The organism is Kribbella sp. NPDC050820 (genome assembly GCF_040653975.1).
GTDB lineage: Bacteria > Actinomycetota > Actinomycetes > Propionibacteriales > Kribbellaceae > Kribbella.
On record NZ_JBFAHB010000003.1, the window covers coordinates 114,423 to 133,193 of the forward strand.

Here is an 18,771-nt window from a genome sequence, read left to right on the forward strand (position 1 = left end):
CCATATCGTGGAGTTATGGATCTCCGACTGCTCCGGGCGTTCGTCACGGTCGCCCGGCTGCACAACTTCGGGGCCGCGGCCGAGGAGTTGTCGACCAGCCAGCCCGCGCTGACCAAGCAGATCCAGGTGCTCGAGCGGCGGGTCGGCTCGGTCCTGTTCAGCCGCGGCCGGCACGGCGCCCGGCTGACCCCGGCCGGGGAGCTGCTGCTTCCTGACGCTCTGGAGTTGCTGGACCGAGCCGAGGCGTTCGATCGGCGGGCGGCGCTGGTCGCAGCGGGTAGCGAGGGGTCGCTGGCGATCGGGTTCGGGTTGTCCGGGATCGACCTCGCGCCACGGTCGGTCGCGCTCTTCCGCAGCCGTTGGCCTGGTGTCGCAGTGTCACTGGACGACATGTCGTCGGCGGTCCAGTGCGAGCGGCTGCTCGCGGGCAGCCTGCAGATCGGATTCGTCCGGCTGCCGGTGCCGGCCGGCCTTGAACACCTGCGGTTACGACGCGACCGGCTCGCTCTCGCGGTCGCTGACGGTGTCGACGTACCGCGTGATGTCGGTTCCTGGCTCGACGGGCGGCCACTCGTCCGGCTCGTCCCGGCGCGCGGTCCGGGGCTGACCGCGCAGATCCAGGGGCTGTACGCCGAGCTCGGTTGCCATCCCGGTGTCCTTCAGGAGGCGGCCGACCTGCAGACCGTGCTGGCTCTGGTCGCGGCTGGCGCCGGGCCGGCCGTCGTACCGGTGTCGGCCGAGCGGATCGCGCCGTCGGGGCTCCGTCTCGTGCCACTGAGCGGCCGGGCCGCAACCTGGTGGATCGGTACGGCCTGGGCCACGCGGACCCCGCTCACCGAGCGCTTCGTCAAGGCCGCTGCCGAGGTCGCCCGGTCGTCTTGAGCGCCGGCAGATCCGTTGCGTCCAGCCACTGTTCGAACAGCTCGCGTACGGCGTCCTCGTCCGGGCTGTAGGACACGGCCATTGTGATGAAGTCGTCCGTGGTCACCGAGCCGTGCCGGTAGGTCCTGGTCCAGGTCCGCAGCAGCTCGAAGAACGCGTCGTCGCCGAGGTGCTGGCGCAGCGCGTGCAGGGTGATCGCGCCACGCTTGTAGAGGCGGTCGTCGAACATCAGCTCCGGACCGGGATCCGACAGCAGCAGGTCCTGCGGCAGGCCCCGCAACCGCGTGTGCGCCTTCGACACCTGCTGCGTCGCGGTCAGGCCACCCGATGCCTCAGACCACAGCCACTCTGCGTAGCAGGCGAATCCTTCGTTCAGCCAGATGTGCTGCCAGCTCGCGGGCGTCAGGCTGTTGCCGAACCACTGGTGCGCGAGCTCGTGCGCGACCAGCCGCTCGGACCCGCGCCGGCCGTCGAGATGGTTGCTGCCGAACACCGAGATGCCCTGCGCCTCCAGCGGAATCTCCAACGGGTCATCGGTGACCACGACCGTGTAGGCGCCGAACGGGTACGGCCCGAACAGCCGGCAGAACAGCTTCATCATGTCCTGCTGCCGGCCGAGATCCACTCGGGCGTTGCGCGTCAACGAGGTGGGAAGGACAGCGCGTGTCGTCACGGGTGACGCGGCCAGCTCGATCGCGTCGTACCGGCCGATCTGCACGGTCGCCAGGTACGTCGCCATCGGCGCAGCCTGGTCGTAGACCCAGGTGGTCCGGCTGGCCTTCACCCGGCGGGACACCAGCCGCCCGTTCGCGACCACGTGGTACGGCGAGTCGGTGGTGACCGAGATCCGGTAGTGGGCCTTGTCGCCGGGGTGGTCGTTGCAGGGGAACCAGGTCGCCGCGCCACTCGGCTGGCTGGCGACGATCACGCCCTCGGTGAGCTCCTCCCAGCCCAGCTCACCCCACGGACTGTCCTCCGGCTTGGGATTCCCGGCGTACTGGACGTCGACGACGAACTCGGCGCCGTCCATGATGTTCGCCGAGATGTGCAGCTTGCCGGCCCGGTGCGTGTAGCGCTGCGGCCGGCGGCCGTTCACCGACACCTTCGACACCCGCAGTCCGGCCAGGTCGAAGCTGATCCGGGACAGCGCCTGGTTGGCCACCGCGGTGATGGTCGCCTTGCCGGTCAGCCGGTTGCTGTTGACCCGGTAGTCGAGGTCGAGCTCGTAGGACTCGACGTGGTAGCCGCCGTTGCCGTGCGAGGACACGTACGGGTCGCCTGCACTGGACGCCCCGGGCTGCCCGATGTTGCGGGCAACCATCAGCCCTGCCAGGGTGCGATCGGGTTTCCGGCCCAGCGCGTCCCGGCGGGCACACCTTCACCACGCATCACGAGAGACACCGGCCCGATGGTAGCTCCTGCTCCCACACTGGCGGCCGGCAGGACGATGCCGTGGGGCCCGAGGGTCGCTCCCGGCCCGAAGGTGACTGTGCTCATGGAGAGAACTCGATCATGAAACAGGTGCGTCTGCAGCACGCAACCGCGATTCACCGTGGCGCCGTCGCCGAGGGTGACCAGATCGGCCTCCGGCAACCAGTACGTCTCGCACCAGACACCCTTGCCGATCTTGGCCCCGAGCGTCCGCAGCCAGAGGTTGAGGACCGGCGTGCCGGCGGCGGCGTTGGCGAACCAGGGCGCGGCGACCAGCTCGACGAAGCTGTCTACCACCTCGTTGCGCCAGACGAACGAGCTCCACAACGGGTACTCGACCGCTCGGGTCCGGCCGACGATCAGCCACTTGGCAACCGTCGCCATCCCGCCCGCGACCGCGCCGGCGGCGAGGATCACCGCACCGGACAGCAGAACGGTCCACCACGGGCCGATCCCCACGTCCAGCGCCTGCAAGGTGAACAGCACGCCGAGCGCGATCGCCACCGTGCACATCATCGGCACGAACCGGCACAGCTCGACCAGCGCCCGGGCGACCTTCAGCTTGCCCGGCGGGTTGAAGGTCCGGCTCTGGTCGCCCCCGACCGCCTGGCGCCGCAGCTTCACGGGCGGCGATCCGAGCCACGACGTACCGGCCTTGGACTTCTTCGGGGCCGCGCTCAGCACCGCGACGAGGCCGTTCTTCGGCACGCTGCGACCCGGTGCCGTCATGCCGGAGTTGCCGAGGAACGCGCGCTTGCCGACCTTCGCGCCGGCCACGTGCAGCCAGCCGCCGCCCAGTTCGTACGACGCGATCATCGTGTCGTCGGCCAGGAACGCGCCCTCACCGACGGTGGTCATCTTCGGCAGCAGGAGCACCGTCGACGCCTCGACGTCGCGGCCGACCTTCGCACCGAGCGCGCGCAGCCACCACGGCGTCAGCAGGCTGGCGTACAGCGGGAAGAGCAGAGTGCGGGCCGCGTCCAGCAGCCGCTCGGTCGCCCACACCTGCCACCCGATCCGGCTCCGGACGGGGTAGTGGCCGGGCTTGATGCCGATGCCGAGCAGCCGTACGCCGATCAGCGTCAGCACGGCCAGCGTCGCGAAGCCGACGACCGTCATCAGCGGCACGGCCTTGAGCCCTTCGAGGGCTGCAGCCTGCAGCGTCGTCGTGCCTTCGAGCGCATTGCCCAGTACGACGAGGGCCGCCGCGGCCGCGGCCACCGGGAGCAACGACATGAGGGCGGACTGAGCGCCGTACGCGAGGACCCACCACGGCGCGCGGCTCGGGCGGTGGTCGGGCCAGGGGTGCCGCGCTCGGCCGATGCGGGTCGCGGGGGAGCCGGACCAGCGCTCGCTCGCGGGCACCTTGCCGGACACGGCCGAGCCGGCGGCGATCTCGGCGTTCCGGCCGATCTCCGCGCCGGGCAGGAGCGTACTGCGCGAGCCGACGACCGCCTCGGCGCCGACGGTCACCGGGCCGACGTGCAGTTGGTCGCCGTCGATCCAGTAGCCGGCCAGGTCGACCTCGGGCTCGATCGAGGCGCCGCGGCCCATGGTCAGCATGCCGGTCACCGGTGGCAGCGTGTGCAGGTCGACGCCGCGGCCGATCTTCGCGCCGAGGGCTCTCGCGTAGTAGGCGATCCAGGGTGCGCCGGCGAGGTTGGCGGCGCCGGCGGCGTCCGCGAGGTTCTCGGCCGCCCACAGCCGGACGTGGACGTTGCCGCCCCTTGGGTACGTGCCGGGTTTCAGGTTGTGCAGCAGGATGCGGGCCCCGACGACGGCGATCCCCATCCGCCCGGCCGGCGTGATCAGGATCAGCCAGCCGGCCAGGATCCACCACCAGGACACGGTCCGCAGCCAGGGCAGCGGGCCGGCGAACTCGGCGAGCAGGTTGTTCAGCGTGAACAGGTAGACGAGCCAGCGGACGCCGACGACGGTCTGCAGGATGAGCGTCAGCGCGGTCTGCAGGAGCTGGGTCGCCCGCGGCGTCGGCCGGATCTCGCGGAGCTCGACGGGCTCGGCGACCATCGGGGTCGCCTCGTCGAGCCGGTCCGCGAGCGCCCCGAGCCGGGGGTACTCGTAGATGTCTCCGACCGTGACGTCCGGGTAGCGCTCGCGCAGGGCCGACACCAGTTGTGCGGCGGCCAGGCTGCCGCCGCCGTGCAGGAAGAAGTCGTTGTCGGGTCCGGTGACCTTCGCGCCGAGGACCTTCGTCCAACGCTCCGCCAGCCATCCCGCCGTGCCCTCGAGCTCGGCTGCGGGACCCTCGGTGTCCAGGTTCTCCAGCGGCCAGGGGAGCGCGTTGCGGTCCACCTTGCCGGACGTCCTGGTCGGCAACGTGTCGACGACGGCGATCAGCGGGACGAGCGCCGCGGGCAGGGCCTTGCGGAGCTGCTCGGTGGCCGCTTGCTGGTCGAAGTGCGTGGGGTCTTCTGGTACGACGTACCCGACGAGCAACTGATTCCCCGCGGCGCTGGCGCGGACCGCGGCGGCTGCACCGGACACGCTGGGCAACGCCTGCAGGGCGGCGTCGACCTCGCCGAGCTCGATCCGGCGACCGCCGAGCTTGACCTGCTCGTCCGCGCGACCCTGGAACAGCAGTCCCTCGGGCTCGTACCGGACCAGGTCGCCGCTGCGGTACGCGCGGTCCCAGCCGAGTGTCGGCATCGGGGCGAACTTCTCCGCGTCCTTCGCCGGGTCCAGGTACCGGGCCAGGCCGACACCGCCGATGATCAGCTCACCGATCTGGCCCTCTTCCACCTCGTTGCCTTCGGCATCGACCACGGCGAGGTCCCAGCCGTCCAGCGGGAGGCCGATCCGGACCGGTCCCTCGCCGGTCAGCTGCGCGCCACAAGCGACCACGGTCGCCTCGGTGGGGCCGTACGTGTTCCAGACCTCGCGGCCGTCGGTCGCCAGGCGCTCGGCGAGCTCGGGCGGGCAGGCCTCACCGCCGAAGATCAGCAGCCGCACCTGGTCGAGCGCGTCCGGCGGCCACAGCGCCGCAAGCGTCGGCACCGTCGACACGATGGTGATGCCCTGCGCGACGAGCCACGGGCCCAGGTCCATACCGCTACGCACGAGCGACCGCGGCGCCGGGACGAGGCAGGCCCCGTGCCGCCAGGCCAGCCACATCTCCTCACAGGACGCGTCGAACGCGACCGACAGGCCGGCGAGGACCCGGTCGTCCGCGCCGATCGGCTCCTTCTGCAGGAACATCCGCGCCTCCGCGTCCACGAACGCCGCGGCCGATCGGTGCGAGACGGCGACACCCTTGGGTACGCCGGTCGAGCCTGAGGTGAAGATGATCCACGCATCGTCGCCCGGCTCGGGGCCGTCGGCTCGGGGTGCCGCGGTCTGCGGTGAGTCCATGCGGGCCGAGTACGGATAGTCGTAGTACCCGTCGGCGTTGTCGTTGTCCGGCAGCGGTCCCGGCGTCGGACGCATCAAGGTGAGCTCGAGGTCGTCGGTGACGATCGCCGCCACGGACGCCTCGCCGAACACGAGCTCCGCCCGCTCGTCCGGATCGTCCGCATCCACCGGCACGTACGCCGCCCCGGCCTGCAGTGTGCCGAGGATCGCGACGTACAAGTCGTTGTGACCCGACGAGATCCGCACCCCGACCCGGTCGCCCGGCCCGACCCCACCCTCGGTCAACCGTGCCGCGAACTTCCCCGTCTGCTCCAGCAGCTCCCGGTAGCTCAGACTCACACTGCCGTCATCCAGTGCCGGCTCGTCCGCAAACGCAGCAGCCGTCTCCTGCAACACATCCACCAGCGTCCGCGCGTGCGGCGCCGCCTCCCCGCGTCGCAACGTCACGCCCGGATAATACGCCCCCGGGTTAACACCCGGACAACTCGCCGACTTGTGGAAATCTGTCGATCCAGAGCCCTCTGAACGACCGAAATCCACAAGTCAGCGCAGGGGGTGGGTCACTTGACCAGGTCGGTGCGGGCGGCGTAGGTGTTGCAGGCCTTGTTTTCGGAGATGTTGAAGCCGTTCTGGATCCAGAAGCCTTGGCTGGTGGCGAGACCGTGGGTGCGTTCGTCCTCGGGGGCGCTGGGAGACTCGCCGAAGCTGTTGCTGGACTGTTCGCGGAACTCGGACATGCGGTCGGTCAGCGGGTAGGTCGACGCGACGGCCTTGCTGAAGACGCCGGCGAAGCAGGAGGCCTGGAGCTCGTTGCGGCGGGAGTACTCGAGCTTCTTGTCGGGATGGTCCTGCAGGTACGCCGCTCGCGCGTAGAACAACCCGGTGACGCCCTGGACGTGGTGGCCGTACTCGTGCGCGATCGTCATCAGGTAGGCGAGATCCTGCTGCGGGCCGAACGCCTTGTTCATCTGCTGGACGTCGGTGTACATCACCGAGTTGCCGTAGCAGTAGAAGGCGAGGACGCGACCGGACAGCGGTGCGAAGTTGCCGCACGGGGTCACGACCGGCTTGTCGAACACGACCAGGCCGGGGTCCTCCTTCTCCTCGCCGAGCTCCTTGAAGATCGGCCGCCAGGCGTCGTTGAGGCAGGCGAACAACTTCTCGTAGTAGACCTTCTGCGCCGCGAGGTTGCCGCTGCCGAGGCTGGCGGCCTTGCAGTTCTGCTCCGGCAGCGCGCCCGTACGGTAGATCTGGGCGTTGAGCAGGTAGTCCTCGGCGGACCCCTTCTGCGGGTTGCTGGTCGGCGTCGGCACGATCGAAGGGCCGGTGATCTCGGGAGTGGCGGCGTTGTCGTCGCTGTCACCGCCGGTCAGGATCACGCTGATCGCGGCCAGCGCGCCGCCGACGATGACGAGCATCGCGAAGCCGAACAGGATCAGCCGGGTCGCGCCACCGCGGCGCTTCGGCGGCTGGAACCCGTTGAACTGCCCAGGACCCCCGTAGTACGGCTGCGGCCACTGACCCGGGTACGGCGCCTGTCCCGGCGGCGGCCCCGGCTGGAACTGCCCTGGCCCGCCCTGGAACTGCCCGTGCTGCTGGGGATACGGCGCGGCCTGCGGAGGTGGGAGGACGCCAGGCGGTGGACCCACGGGCCGATCCTGTGGCCGGCCCCCGTAGCCGTATGGGCTGCTCACCGGTGTTGCCCTCCTGCCGCTGGACGGTCCTGACTCGAGTTCGCTGGACGAACCGGCACGAGACTACTCTCGACCCATGTCACTGAAGCGCCGCATCCTGCCGGCTGCCCTGCTGATGTCCCTGACCGCCCCGTTCGTTGCCCTCGGCATGTTGCCGGCCCAGGCCGCGCCGACGCGCGCCACCGACGACCAGATCACGGCTTACTCCGCCCAGGCGACGCTGACCAAGGACGGCGTCCTGCAGGTCAAGGAGACAGTCGACCTGACCGCGGGCAGTGCGACGTTCAGCCGCACCCTGGCCACCCGGGTCCGGGCCGACGCCGAGCGGGACCGGACGTACGACGTCCGCGACGTGTCGGCGACCGTGAACGGCCAGCCGGCTCAGGGGTTCCAGGACGAGAGCATCGACGACGGCCGCCGGCTCACGCTGGACGTGTCCGGTCAGTCGAAGATCGTCTACAGCTACACCGTGGACAACGTGGTGGCCGAGTCCACCGAGGGCCGCGAGGTGAGCTGGCCGATCGTGCAGGGCTTCGGTACGGCGATCCCGCAGGCCTCGGTGACCGTCGACGTCCCGTTCGCGACCTGGGTGACGTGCATCGCCGGCCGGGTCGGTTCGAGCATGCCGTGCACGTCGTCCCAGCTGGCCGAGTCGGCGGCGCTGCAGATCGACCAGAACGGCGTACCCGCGGGTGGACGGCTGACCTTCCTGACCGGGCTGAGCGACCAGGCGACCGTGCAGCCGAACGCCGAGTTCAGCACCCGCTGGAGCCTCGGCCGGGCGTTCACGGTCGACTCGGGCACGCTCGGTCTCGCCGCGGTCGTGCTCGGCCTCGGGCTGCTTGCTGCCGCGGCGCTGTGGTTCTTCCGCGGTCGCGACGCGGACAAGGTTGGTGGCGGTGCGCCGGAGCGGCCGGTGCTGGACGGCTCGGACGGGCCGCAGTTCGCTGCGCCGGACGGTATTCGCCCGGGGCAGGTCGGCACCGTGGTCGACGAGACGGCCGACGTCGTGGACATCACCGCGACGCTGCTGGACCTCGCCGTACGCAACTACCTGACCATCGTGGAGCTGCCGCGGCAGAGCCAGTTCGGCAAGCTGGACTGGGAGCTGCACCGGCTCAACCAGGGCGGTCCCGAACTGCTGCCGTACGAGAAGGCGCTGCTCGACGCGGTGTTCGCGGACGGCGACTCGGTGGTCGTCTCCGCGCTCGGCCCGTCGCTGCGGCCGCGACTCAACCTGGTGCGTGAGCAGCTGTACGCCGACGTCGTCACGCAGGGCTGGTTCACCACTCGGCCGGACGCAGTGCGGAACCGCTGGACCACTGCGGGCGTGGTGCTGCTCGGTGCGGGCGTCGTACTGACGATCGTGCTTGCCATCGTCAGCAAGTACGCACTGGTTGGCCTCGCGGTGATGCTGGCCGGCCTGGTGCTCGCGCTCGTCGGTCAGGTCGCGCCGGCCCGCACTGCGCGTGGTGCGGCCGTGCTGGGACGCGTGGCCGGCCTGCAGCAGTACCTGCTCGACGAGACGTCGGCCGACCTGCCGCACAGCCACCGGCTCGAGTTCGCGTCCCGGTGCCTCCCGTACGCCGCTGTGCTCGGGCTGACCGAGAAGTGGGCGTTGGAGATCGCGGCGACCGATGACGACGACGATCCGGACGCCGGGATCGGCTGGTACTCCGGACCGGAGAACTGGCACCTGTCCGACATCGGCGAGTCGCTCAGCAACTTCGTCACCTCGTTCGGCGGCTCGCTCACCACGGCCCGCCGCCTGTTCTGAGACGAACACAGAGAAGCCCCGGATCCACTGCGGATCCGGGGCTTCTCTGTTGACTGACTACACGGCGCTGACTACGCCACGCGGGCTTCGTCGACGGTGAAGGTGTTGCAGGAGTTGGGCTGCTTGCTGTTGTACCCGGCAATCGACCATTGGTAGTTGCTGACGCGGTTGCCGTGGTCGTGGATCCGCGGGCGGGCGTAGTCGTCACCGCTGTGGGCGATCAGGAACCGCCAGTTGTCCAGCAGCGGCTTACGCATCGGGATGAACGCCGCGTTGGCGCCCAGGTACGCCGCACCGAGGCAGGTGGCCTGCAGTTCGCGGCGACGGCTCTCCAGCAGCTTCTGGTTCGGCGTCAGCTTCTGCTGCCGGGTCACCGAGGCCATCAGGATGCCGGACAGGTTCTGGACGTGATGGCCGTACTCGTGCGCGAACGTGTTCAGCATGATCGCCCGCGCGTAGACCGGGTTGGACCGGTAGTACCGGTTGTCCACCGTGAACGGGATGTAGATGGTCGCGTTCGCGGCGCAGTACGACGACCGGACGCTGCGCTGCATGCCACAGGGGGAGGACAGCTTGCCGACGTACACGACTGCCTTCGGGGAGCGGAAGCCGACGCCGATCTTCTTCAGCGCCAGCGACCAGGTGCGGTCGAGGCATGGAAGTAGGCGGGCGTAGTAGGCCCGGGCGGTGGTGATGTTGACCGGTGCGAACGGCGGCTCGGCGCACTTGGAGGCCGCGATCGGACCGACTGTGTACAGCTTGTTCGCGGTGAGGATCTCGTCCTCGGCCGGTGCGGGGGCCTCGGTCGGCGTCGGGCTCGGGGACGGCGACTCTGACTGGCTCTGCGTCGGCGAGGGGCTGTCGGTCGTCTGTGGGGTGTCGTTGCCGGTGTTGCGGACCAGGAGCGTGACGCCGGATCCGACGACGAGCACGGCGAGTACGACGAGGCCGATCAGGAGACCGCGGGTGCGGGTCCTCGGCTTGCGCCGGCGGCCGGGGCCGGGTGGCTGCGGAATCGGGATCGGCGGGTATTGCCAGGTCGGGGCTTGCTGGACCGGCTGACCCATCGGACCGATCTGCTGCTGACGCGGAGCCGCGTGCCGCGGCCCGCCCTGCTGCCGGTTTGGCGGCAGTGCATTACTCCACGGCGACTGCGGCTGCTGCTGCGGCGGCTGCGACGGCGCCCAAAGGTACGACCCCTCCGAGTGCGGCCCCGAAGACTCACCCCGCTCCGGACCCCCAGGCTGCCAACCCGCCAACCCACCCCCGGCCTGTCCCGGACCTGGCTGGCCCGAGCGGGGTTGAGGTGGACCGAACTGACCCTGCGCAGGTCGGTTGGCGGTGGGACCGGACTGGCTCGGACCTGGTTGTGGACCTGACCACGTCGAACCCTGCTGCGGACCGGGCTGGTTCGGACCCGGGTGCGGACCGGACCAGCTGGGGCCTGGCGGCGGAGTGGGGCGACCGGAACCCGACTGCGGGCCGGGCTGGCTTGGGCCCTGCTCACGCGCCCACGGAGCAGGCTGCCCCGGGCGCGACTGCGACCCGGACTGGGCTGAGCCGGACTGAGCTGGGCCGGGTTGGGCAGAGCCGGACTGGGCCGGACCAGGCTCGGCAGGGCCGGGCTGCGTGGGGCCGGGCTGCTCGGGACGAGGCTGGTCGGCGCGCGATTGGTCCAGGCTGGACTGGTCGGGCCGAGCCTGGTCAGGGCGTGAGGGCTCAGGCCGGGGCTGGTCCACGCCGGACTGCTCAGTCCGCGGCTGCTCGGGGCGGGGCTGGTTGGGGCCTGGCATGGTTGGCCGGGATTGGTTGGGGTGGGTTTGCCAGGTGGAGGGGTCGTCCTGGCCTGGGGGGCGGCGGCCTTCCCAGCCTTGGCCGAACCAGTTGTTGGCGGGGGGCTCGTCCGGGGACTGGTTGGGGTCCTGGAACTCGCGCTTGGCGTCCGTGCTGTCGCTCCACCACCTGCGCGACTGGCCATCCCCGGCAGGCTGCTCCGGCGGACCGGCCGGCTGGTCGCCGTCAGCCGGTTCGCGCTCCGGGGGTGGATTCCAGTTGTCCGACATCGATACTCCTCACGACCTTGCTGGGTGTAGCCGTCACGGTGGTGCATCCGGCGCTGTTCGGGGTGCCGACGCCGCGCCCGGTCGTTAGATCCCCCCGGACAGATGCAGGTCCCCGGACATACTTTGCGGGATCCGGGGCGCACCAGGCTAGCCAGCCCGGCAGGTCGCCGTCTGCAGCCCGCCGCCTCGTGACCGAGACCACTCCGAATTCCTTCCCCCGCCGCACCGCCCCGGTCATGACGTTGTGAGGTGCCGCACCCGTTCCAAAGGCACAGCGACCAGCCCTACTGCACCTTCGCAGAGCCCACCGCGAAGGTGTTGCACACGCTGGGGTTGCGGCTGTTGAACCCGCGGGTCGCCCAGTACCGGTGGTTCACCCCGTCGCCGTGGTCGTTGTTGTGGTCGGTCCAGTGCAGGATCAGCCACTTCCACTGGAACAGCGCCTCCCCGGTGATCGGGTACGTGCGCCGGTTCGACCCGATGAAGATGTCGCCGAAGCAGGACGCCTGCAGCTCGAGCCGCCGACTGCCCTCCAGCTCCAGCGCCTGGGTCGGGGCCTCGTACCGGATCCGGTGGTTGGCGGCGAGGATGCCGGTCAGGTTCTGGACGTGGTGGCCGTACTCGTGCGCGAACTGGTGCAGCATCCACATCCGCGCCCACACCTTCTGGTACGCCTGCGGGTAGCGGTTGTAGTTGCCGATGTCCTCGCTGAGGTTCATGTAGATGGTCTCGTTGCTGCCGCAGTAGAACGGCGGCCCGGAGTCGTTGCCCATCCCGCACGGCGTGCTGACGGTCCCGCTGAACGGCTGCACCGTCGGCGGCCGGAACCGGGCGCCGGACTTGGCGACCAGCGCCGGCCACGAGCGGTTCAGGCACTTCAGCAGGTTGGCGTAGTTGGCTCGCGCGCCCGACACGTTCGACGGGCGGGACCTGGACTCCTTGCAGTTCACCGCCTTCATCGCCCCGGCCTTGTACAGCTGGTTGCGCAGCACCAGGTCGGTGTCGGTCGGCCCGGGCTTCGGCTTCGGCTTGGACGTCGTCCGCGGCGCCGTCGGCTTGGTCGCGGTCGGCCGCGTCGTGGTCCGGGCCGGCGCGCTGGTCGTCCGAGTCGGCGACACCGACGGGCTGTTCGACGGCCCGTACGTCGGGCTGTAGCTGGAGGTCCCGTACGTCGGGCTGGTGTACGGGTCGCCGTCGCCCTTCAGCGCGTTGGAGACTCCAAAGAGGCCGACCGCCCCGAGCGCCACGACGCCGAGCACGACAAGGACAGCCTTGCCCCCGCCACCACCCTTCTTCCGCGGCGGTCCACCAGGTCCACCCGGCCCACCAGGCGGCGCGCCCCAGCCGAACTGCGGCTGCCCGTACGGCGGACCCTGCGCAGGCATGCCCTGGTACGGCGCGCCCGGCGGCGGACCGCCGTACTGCGGAGGCTGCTGCCACGGCTGTCCACCGTGGGGTGCACCGTAGGGAGGCTGCTGCTGCGGCCCGGGCGGCGGGCCCCACTGGTTGCCTGACACGGGGCAGACGCTATCCGAGCCCCGGTCCACCAACCGTTGCCCTGCTCAACAGATGAGCTAGCTGACCTTGGCTGGGCTGGCGGTGAACGTGTTGCACTTGCCCAGGTTGCGGCTGGCGTACGCGGCCCGGCTCCAGGCCCCGTGGCTGGCCTTGCTGCCGTGGTCGCGCGGCAGGTACGACACGTCCCCGCTCTGCGTCACCACCCACAGCCACTGCCGGTACAGCTCGCCCTTGATCGGGTAGCTGTTCCGATTGGCTCCGAGGAACGCGTTGCCCAGGCAGGACGCCTGGAGTTCCATCCGCCGGTTCACCAGCAGCTTCGCCGCTTGGTTCGGAGCGTCGTACCGGACCCGGTAGAACGCAGGCAGGATGCCGGTCATCTGCTGGACCGCGTGCGCGTACTCGTGTGCCACCGTGTGCGTGGCCAGCGCGCGGGTGAACGGCTGGTTCTGCCTCCAGTACTTCACGTCGTCCGCCACGTCCATATAGATGGTGTGGTTCGACGGGCAGTAGAACGACAGGCTCCGGTCGGAGTTGCCGCACGGCGAGTTCGCCGAGCCGACCCAGGACACCAGGCCCGGCGACCGGAAGGTGCGGCCGGACGCCGCCACCTGTCGCGGCCAGGCGCGGTCCAGGCAGCCCTTGATCGCCTTGTAGTACGCGTGCGCCTTGGACCCGTTGGCAAGGCCGCCCCGCGACTCCTTGCAGTTCACCGGCCGCATCACACCGGTCTTGTAGAGCCGGTGCGCGGCAACGAACTGCAGTGGGTCGACCTCGACCGGCTTGGGCGAGGTCGTTCGGGTTGTCGTGGCGCGGGTCGGCGGCGGGATCGTCGGCCGAGAGGTGGTTGCCACCGGCACCGAAGGCGTGGAGTACGTCGGAGCGCTCGTGGCCACCGGCTGCGCCACCGACGGGTCGTCCCCGCCCTGCGTGGCCTTGATGGCAATGAACACACCCGCCGCACCCAGTACGGCGAGCAGCCCGAAGACCACCGCGATCTTGCCGCCGCTCGACTTCTTCGGCGGCATGCCAGGCTGCTGACCACCGGGCAACGGGCCCCATCCGTACTGCGGGCTGCCCTGCGGCGGACCGTAGTACTGCGGCTGTTGGGGCGGACCGTAATACGCCGGCGGTGCGCCGTACTGACCCGGCTGCTGCGGCGGTGGTCCGTACTGCCCGGGGCCCTGTGGTGGGCCAGTTGGTGGTCCCCACTGGTTGCCTGACACCCGCCAGACGCTAGCGGAGCCGAGGATCACGTTGCCCCCGGCGCTGCTCACGATATGGTGCCCGAGTCAACTGACCCTCTCTATACGGTGTGATTGGGCGATGCGTCTACGTCTGCTCGGGCTAACCCTGTGTGCCCTCGGTCTCTCCGCCTTGACCGGCGTCCCGGCCGGTGCGACCGGTTCCCACGGTGCCGCCGACCCGGTCGTGACCAACTTCGACAGCCAGATCCGGGTCGAACGCGACGGCCTGCTCAAGGTCTCCGAGACCTGGAAGCTCAGCAACGTGACCGGGACGTTCACCCGATTCGTGGTGACCCGCGACCAGTTGCCCGACGACGTCGACCATGTGCAGCAGATCTCCGACCTGAAGGTCACGGCCGGCGGCCAGGACAAGCAGACCGAGCTGAGCACGAACGACAACGTCACCTCGATCGCGGTCGCGGACGTCAGCGGCAGCACCCAACTGGACTTCACCTACACGGTCAAGGGCGCGGTCGCCGAGACGCTGAACGGCACCGAGGTGCGGTTCGCCCCGCTGACCGGCATCAACCTGACCGTCCAGCAGGCGAACATCGTCTTCAGCACGCCGGAGGTCACCCACGTCTCCTGCTTCGCCGGCGCGGTCGACAGCAACACCCCGTGCACGCTGGCACAGATCGGCGAGACGGCCGGGCCGACGTTCCAGCAGCAGGGCCTGCCGCCGGGCAACACCGTCCGGATGACGGTCGGCTTCCCCGAGGGCGAGGTGGCCGCGAACTCGATCGTCGAGTACCGCAAGAGCCTCAAGCGCGCCTTCTCCACCGACACCGCGCAGCTGCTGACCGCGCTCGGCCTGCTGCTGCTCGGCGCGATCGCGCTGGTGGTGCTCTACCGGCTCCGTGGCAAGGACCGCGTCGACCCGCGCCGCGTCGTACCGGCGTCGCTGTTCAGCCTCGGCAACGACACCCGGATCGACTTCACCCCGCCGTCGAACCTGCGGCCCGGTGAGGTGGGCACCCTGATCGACGAGCGGATCGACCCGGTCGACGTGACCGCGACGATCATCGACCTGGCCGTCCGCGGGCACATCACGATCATCGAGCAGGAGCACGACTCCGAGTACGCGCGGCCGGACTGGGAGCTGCGCCGGGTCGCGAACGCCCCGTCCGAGGAGCTGCAGCGCTACGAGAACGTCCTGATCCGGGCGATCTTCGGCGACTCCGACTCGGTGCTGGTCTCCGAGCTCGGCCGCCAGGTCCGGGCGAACCTCGGCCAGGTCCAGGACGCCCTGTACGACGGGGTCGTCAAGCGCGGCTGGTTCACCGAGCGGCCGGACCGGACCCGCTCGCTGTGGGCGACGATCGGGATCGTCGTCACCGTGCTGGGGGTCGCGCTGACCGTCCTCCTCGCGCTGCTGTCGACCTGGGGCCTGGTCGGCCTGGCGATCACCGCCGTCGGCGTCGGCCTGATCGTGGTCGGCCGCTACATGCCGGCCAAGGCTCCGGCCGCCGGCCGGGTGCTCGGCCAGGTCGCCGCGATCCGCGGTGAGCTGCTCGAGATGGACGTCAGCGAGCTGCCGAACGACCAGCACGCGGAGCTGTGCTCGCGAGCTCTCCCGTACGCCGTCGTGCTCGGCGGCTCGGAGCGCTGGATCGACGCGCTGGTCGCGACCGACGACGACGTCGACGAGGACGAGGGCTTCGCCTGGTATCGCGGCCCGCGCGGCTGGCACCTGCAGTACCTGCCGGACTCGCTCCGCAACCTCACCACGAACCTCACGGGCGCGCTGTTCGCCCGCTGAGCCCAGGTCGAGAACGGCGCCCGCCACACCGCCCCGGTGTGGCGGGCGCCGTCGCTTGTCACCAGTTGGCCTGCGGCCCCGCCGGCGGTAGCGGCATCCCTGCCGGGTGGATGACGTACACGAGCCCGCCGGAGTGCGGAACCCACGCGTTCTCGAAAGCGGCCCGGTCGTACGTCGTCCGGACCTCGTCGTTGCTCGGGATCAGGTGCGACGCCGGGTCGTTCACCACCACGTTGCCGTTGGCGTCGAACCCGACGATCACCATCAGGTGCCCGTTCGTCCCGTAGCCGGCTCCGGGCAGGTCGCCCTTCTTGAACGACAGCGACGCGACCAGCGGGATCCCGGCCTTGATGAACTGCTCCGCCTCGGTCAGCGACCGCAGCCGGGTGACGAACCCGTCGATGCCACGGGTCCCGGCGTACGCCGTGTTGAACGGCCAGTTCCCGGCGCCGTCGTAGGCGTAGTCGAAGACCGAGCGGGCCGCGTGGTCGACCTGTGGATCGGCGTCGTCCGGGTCGACCCAGGCCGTCTCCTCGTCGGTCGGGCCGGCGCCGAAGTGGTCCAGCACCATGGCCGTAGACGTCGCCGAGCACCAGGCCTCGCCGCCGCCGTCCCACTGCGGATAGTGCCCGATGTGCGTCTCCTGCGAGTACGTCGGGACGTCGAGCACGATCCCCTCGGCGCCGCCAAGGGGGCTCACGGCAACCTTCTTCGCATCGGGCAGCCGGGACGCCACTGCCCCGACGGACCGGACCGACGGGGTCTGCGTCGTACCGGCCAGACGGTAGAGCGAGACCTTCAGTTGCCAGCGGTCGAGCGACCGGTCCTTGGCCGCGACGAAGGTGTCGACGGCTACCGATCCGTTCGTGTCGCCCTGCGACGGCACCGACGTCCGGTGGATGTCGCCGGCCGCGGTGTCGTCGCCGCTCGACCACCGGCCGAGCACGTACCACTTGGTCGACGTGCCGAGGTCGGTGCGGCCGGACATCGCGACTTCGACCCAGGTGCCGGGCGGAGTGGTCGCGTTCCAGGACGCGATCAGCTCGGTCAGGCCGAACCCGGGCGTGACGACCGGCGAGGTCCAGGTGGTCCGGTCGTAGCTCTTCGCGGCGCCGTCACCGAACGGGTCGACGTACGACGTGCTGCCGTCCGGCGTCCCGAAGGTCAGGGTGCCGTCGGCGACGGTGGTGCCGGAGTGGGCACCGGCGAGGAAGTCGTCGGTCGACGTCCACGTGTGGTAGGCGATGTCGCGCAGTTGCGGCACCTTCGCGGCCTCGCTGGGCAAGGTGCCGGAGGTCAGCACGACCACGCCGGCAAGCAAGGCGGTGAGACTCTGGGCGCCGATCATGGGGAGTCACAGCCCCATGATCCGCCGCGCGGCAGCGGGGCAATGAGCACGGTCATGAATCGACCGTAGACCCGGCGCTCCCCGCTGTCGCGGTGAACGCGTGCCGCGGTTGTGGTCTTGTCCGGTCAAATACTTACGAGCGACTTACGAGCACTGTTTCCACTCGTCCGCGAGCATCGCGAAGACCGCTTCGTCGGTCCACTCACCCTTCAGGAACTCGTTCTTCACGAAGGTTGCCTCGTGGCGCATCCCGAGCCGCTTCAGCAGGTTCGCCGACGCGGTGTTGCTGGCGTCCAGCCGGCCGATGATCCGGTGCATGCCGAGCTCCTCGAACCCGAGCCGCAGCAATTCCACCGAGGCCTCCGCGGCGTACCCGTGCCCGTGGAACTCCGGGTGGAACACGAACCCGATCTCCCCGCCCTGGTGCGCCGCGTTCTGCACGAACAGCGACACCTCGCCGACGTGCTGCCCGGTCTCGCGCAGGATCACGGCCAGCGTCAACGCCTGGCCGTCCTCGTCCATCGGTACGTCGGCCAACCGGTCGGCCAGCGACTCGCGCACCTGCTCCGGCGTCTTCGAGTCGTACAGCAGGAAGCGCGTCACGTCGTCGTTGGACTGCAGTTTCAGGAGGGCTTCGTAGTCGGTCTCGCGGTAGCGGCGAAGGGTCAGACGGTCAGTCTCGATCGGCAGCGAGTAGCTCACCGATCGAGACTATGCGACCGTCGCAACCGATTTGTCTGCTAGCCGTTGGCGAGCGCCACCAGGCGGGTCATGTCGCCGTTGAAGCGGTTCTGGTCGAGCGGAGTCGAGGTCCACTGCCAGAAGGTGTAGAAGGGCCAGCCGCCCGGCAGCGTGCCCGGCGACGAGGCGTACCGGGCCACCCAGAGCGGGTTGGTCGTGTTGAAGGCGGTGGTGTTACCGGTGCAGCGGGTCCACCAGTCCAGGTTGCTGTAGATGACGGCGTCGCGGCCGGTGCGGGACTTGTAGGTGGTCAGGAAGTCCCGGATCCAGCTCACCATCGCGGACTGGCTCAGTCCGTAGCAGGTGGCGCCGTACGGGTTGTACTCGATGTCGAGGGCGCCCGGCAGGGTCTTGCCGTCCCCGGACCAGCCGCCGCCGTTGGTGGCGAAGTAGTTGGCCTGGGTGGCGCCGCTGGAGTTGTTCGGCAGCGCGAAGTGGTACGCGCCGCGGATCATGCCGACGTTGTAGGAACCGTTGTACTGCTGGGCGAAGTACGGGTTCTTGTACGACGTGCCCTCGGTCGCCTTCACGTAGGCGAACCGCTTGCCGTTGTTCCACTGGGTGGTCCAGTTGACGTTGCCTTGGTGGCTGGACACGTCGATGCCTTCGACGGTGGCAGCGGGGGCCATGACGGCGGGTGCCGCACTGGTCGTGGTGTTCAGCAGCCAGCCCATGTAGGCCTCGCCGGCCTTGGTGATGCCGTGCTGGCGGGCTTGCGGGGTGGGCTGGGGTGCTGCGGTTGACGCGGTGGTGCTGGCTTGGGCGGAGCCGATCGAGGCCAGGAGCAGGCCAAGAGTGACGGCGGCACCCGTGAAAAGGGCGGACTTCACGGTGAACCTCCACAGAGCGATGAGGGGCGGAACAGAGCGCTCGGCAGAGGTTTTACCCGGCTTTGGTAAGAATCAACCCTCGATCTTCGACTGCCGGTGAGTATTTACCCTA

12 protein-coding genes are annotated in these 18,771 nt (G+C 69.9%); 3 read left to right on the top strand and 9 right to left on the bottom strand.

The features are described from left to right. Positions 1–15: 15 nt before the first annotated feature. On the top strand, positions 16–882 hold the full coding sequence (locus AB0H36_RS04545; RefSeq protein WP_360516398.1) for a LysR family transcriptional regulator: 867 nt from the start codon (positions 16–18) through the stop codon (positions 880–882). On the opposite strand, the gene AB0H36_RS04550 is transcribed toward AB0H36_RS04545, so the two are convergent. The 3 genes from AB0H36_RS04550 to AB0H36_RS04560 all read right to left on the bottom strand — a co-directional run bounded on the left by AB0H36_RS04550 (position 848) and on the right by AB0H36_RS04560 (position 7,331). Beyond that, positions 848–2,203 (bottom strand): M1 family metallopeptidase, encoded by a 1,356-nt coding sequence (locus AB0H36_RS04550; RefSeq protein ID WP_360516401.1) that lies wholly within the window; start codon positions 2,201–2,203, stop codon positions 848–850. The two genes, AB0H36_RS04545 and AB0H36_RS04550, sit on opposite strands and share 35 nt — an antisense overlap. Next, positions 2,203–6,129 (bottom strand): Pls/PosA family non-ribosomal peptide synthetase, encoded by a 3,927-nt coding sequence (locus AB0H36_RS04555; protein ID WP_360516404.1) that lies wholly within the window; start codon positions 6,127–6,129, stop codon positions 2,203–2,205. Before AB0H36_RS04555 ends, AB0H36_RS04550 begins: the two co-directional genes overlap by 1 nt. 113 nt (positions 6,130–6,242) lie before the next feature. Then, positions 6,243–7,331 carry a neutral zinc metallopeptidase gene (locus AB0H36_RS04560; RefSeq protein WP_360516407.1) on the bottom strand — a complete coding sequence of 363 codons (1,089 nt, stop codon included), beginning with the start codon at positions 7,329–7,331 and terminating at the stop codon, positions 6,243–6,245. A 121-nt stretch (positions 7,332–7,452) separates the two neighbouring features. Between AB0H36_RS04560 and AB0H36_RS04565 the strand changes: the two genes are divergently transcribed. Further along, a complete protein-coding gene (locus AB0H36_RS04565) occupies positions 7,453–9,153 on the top strand; it encodes a DUF2207 domain-containing protein (protein ID WP_360516410.1) in 1,701 nt (566 codons plus the stop codon). Positions 9,154–9,224: 71 nt separating this feature from the next. Here the strand turns inward: AB0H36_RS04565 and AB0H36_RS04570 are convergent, their stop codons facing one another. From AB0H36_RS04570 to AB0H36_RS04580, 3 genes are all read right to left on the bottom strand, one after another. After that, the gene (locus AB0H36_RS04570) at positions 9,225–10,220 is read right to left on the bottom strand and encodes a neutral zinc metallopeptidase (RefSeq protein WP_360516413.1); all 996 of its coding nucleotides are present in this window, start codon (positions 10,218–10,220) and stop codon (positions 9,225–9,227) included. A gap of 1,280 nt (positions 10,221–11,500) precedes the next feature. Beyond that, positions 11,501–12,733 (bottom strand): neutral zinc metallopeptidase, encoded by a 1,233-nt coding sequence (locus tag AB0H36_RS04575; RefSeq protein ID WP_360516416.1) that lies wholly within the window; start codon positions 12,731–12,733, stop codon positions 11,501–11,503. A gap of 57 nt (positions 12,734–12,790) precedes the next feature. Next, the gene (locus tag AB0H36_RS04580) at positions 12,791–14,011 is read right to left on the bottom strand and encodes a neutral zinc metallopeptidase (RefSeq protein WP_360516419.1); all 1,221 of its coding nucleotides are present in this window, start codon (positions 14,009–14,011) and stop codon (positions 12,791–12,793) included. A gap of 49 nt (positions 14,012–14,060) precedes the next feature. Here AB0H36_RS04580 and AB0H36_RS04585 point away from each other — a divergent pair, with 49 nt between their 5' ends. Then, positions 14,061–15,740, top strand: coding sequence for a DUF2207 domain-containing protein (locus AB0H36_RS04585; RefSeq protein WP_360516422.1), 1,680 nt, complete (start codon positions 14,061–14,063; stop codon positions 15,738–15,740). Between the two features lie 58 nt (positions 15,741–15,798). Here the strand turns inward: AB0H36_RS04585 and AB0H36_RS04590 are convergent, their stop codons facing one another. The 3 genes from AB0H36_RS04590 to AB0H36_RS04600 all read right to left on the bottom strand — a co-directional run bounded on the left by AB0H36_RS04590 (position 15,799) and on the right by AB0H36_RS04600 (position 18,659). Next, positions 15,799–17,088, bottom strand: a complete 1,290-nt coding sequence (locus tag AB0H36_RS04590; protein WP_360516425.1) for a peptidase C39 family protein — start codon at positions 17,086–17,088, stop codon at positions 15,799–15,801. A 144-nt stretch (positions 17,089–17,232) separates the two neighbouring features. Continuing rightward, positions 17,233–17,790, bottom strand: a complete 558-nt coding sequence (locus AB0H36_RS04595) for a GNAT family N-acetyltransferase (RefSeq protein WP_360516427.1) — start codon at positions 17,788–17,790, stop codon at positions 17,233–17,235. A gap of 38 nt (positions 17,791–17,828) precedes the next feature. After that, a complete protein-coding gene (locus AB0H36_RS04600; protein WP_360516429.1) occupies positions 17,829–18,659 on the bottom strand; it encodes a lysozyme in 831 nt (276 codons plus the stop codon). Positions 18,660–18,771: the final 112 nt, after the last annotated feature.

Bases quoted from the DNA above. Each gene is read 5' to 3' on its own strand.
- AB0H36_RS04550 (WP_360516401.1), bottom strand. From the start codon at position 2,203: ATGGTTGCCCGCAACATCGGGCAGCCCGGGGCGTCCAGTGCAGGCGAC.
- AB0H36_RS04590 (WP_360516425.1), bottom strand. From the start codon at position 17,088: ATGATCGGCGCCCAGAGTCTCACCGCCTTGCTTGCCGGCGTGGTCGTG.
- AB0H36_RS04565 (WP_360516410.1), top strand. From the start codon at position 7,453: ATGTCACTGAAGCGCCGCATCCTGCCGGCTGCCCTGCTGATGTCCCTG.
- AB0H36_RS04545 (WP_360516398.1), top strand. From the start codon at position 16: ATGGATCTCCGACTGCTCCGGGCGTTCGTCACGGTCGCCCGGCTGCAC.
- AB0H36_RS04570 (WP_360516413.1), bottom strand. From the start codon at position 10,220: ATGGGTCAGCCGGTCCAGCAAGCCCCGACCTGGCAATACCCGCCGATC.
- AB0H36_RS04585 (WP_360516422.1), top strand. From the start codon at position 14,061: ATGCGTCTACGTCTGCTCGGGCTAACCCTGTGTGCCCTCGGTCTCTCC.